This window comes from Pseudorhodoferax aquiterrae (assembly GCF_014652235.1).
Taxonomy (GTDB): Bacteria; Pseudomonadota; Gammaproteobacteria; order Burkholderiales; family Burkholderiaceae_C; genus Pseudorhodoferax; species Pseudorhodoferax aquiterrae.
Genome location: NZ_BMYK01000074.1, coordinates 1 through 1,473, shown reverse-complemented (window position 1 = coordinate 1,473; position 1,473 = coordinate 1). Strand labels below are relative to the sequence as shown.

Below are 1,473 nucleotides of genomic sequence, written 5' to 3'. Positions count from 1 at the left end.
AAGCAGGCGCTGATCGACAAGCTCACGCACGAGGTGGCCAACCTGCGGCGGCTGAAGTACGCCGTCACCAGCGAGAAGTTCTGTGCTGGCATGAGCGCCGAGCAAAAGAGCCTGATCGAAGAGACGCTGGACAGCGACATCGCGCAGCTGACGGCCGAGCTCGAACAAGCCGATGCCGACGCCCAGGGCGCCAAGGACAAGAAGGCCAAGCAGCATCCCAGGCGCGAGCCGCTGCCAGCGCACCTGCCGCGCCGCGACGTGCACCACGAACCTGAGAACACGGCCTGTGCCTGCGGCTGCGCGATGAAACGCATCGGCCAGGACATCGCAGAGCGGCTGGACTACGAACCCGGCGTGTTCACGGTGGAACGCCACGTGCGTGGCAAGTGGGCCTGCACGCACTGCCAGAAGCTGGTGCAGGCCCCGGTGCCTGCGCACGTCATCGACAAGGGCATCCCCACCGCCGGGTTGCTGGCCCAGGTGCTGGTGGCCAAGTTCCTCGACCATCTGCCGCTGTACCGCCAGGAACGCATCTTTGAGCGCGCCGGCATGCTGATAGCGCGTTCCACCTTGGCGCAGTGGGTCGGTGAATGCGGCGCGCAGCTGCAGCCGCTGGTGGACGCGCTGACGAACGAGCTGCTGCGTCACTGTGTGCTGCATGCCGACGAGACACCGGTGGGCATGCTCAAGCCGGGCAACAAGAAGACCCACAAGGCCTACATCTGGACCTACTGCACCACCAGCTTCAATGCGACTCGGGCCGTGGTGTTCAACTTCGCTGAGACCCGTGGCGGGGAGAACGTGCGCGGCTTCCTGCGCCAAGACGGCGGGCATGCCCGCGAACAAGCCTGGGCAGGCACACTGGTGACCGACGGGTTCTCCGGCTACAAGGCCAGCTTCGAGCGCGGCGTCACCGAAGCTGGATGCGTCGCGCACGCCCGGCGCAAGTTCCACGAGCTGTGGGCCAACCACGCCAGCAAGGTCGGCCAGCAGGCGCTGAGGTACTTCCAGGTGCTCTTCAGGATCGAGGAAGACATCGCTGCAGCCACTGCCCAAGAGCGACGACGTGTGCGGCAGCGCAAGTCGCGAAGGGTGGCCTCAGCGTTGAACAAGTGGCTGCTGGCGCAGCGCCAACTCGTGCCCGACGGTTCGGCCACCGCCAAGGCCATCGACTACAGCTTGAAGCGGTGGAAGGCGCTGACGCGCTACATCGACGATGGCGACGTGCCCATCTCCAACAACCGGGTCGAAAACCAGATCAGGCCGATTGCACTTGGCAGGTCGAACTGGCTGTTCGCCGGCAGCCTACGCGCAGGCCAGCGGGCCGCAGCGGTCATGAGCCTGGTGCACTCGGCCAAGATCAATGGCCACGATCCGTACGCCTACCTCAAGGACGTTCTGGAGCGGCTACCCACACAGCCCGCCAGTCGGATCGAGGAACTGCTGCCGCATCGCTGGACGCCTTTGGCTGCT

At 65.6% G+C, this 1,473-nt stretch carries 1 protein-coding gene; it reads left to right on the top strand.

Annotated features, from left to right (window positions below; translation table 11 throughout):
* On the top strand, window positions 1-1,473 hold a 1,473-nt coding region (tnpC, locus tag IE209_RS33565), incomplete at both ends, for an IS66 family transposase (RefSeq protein WP_189691191.1).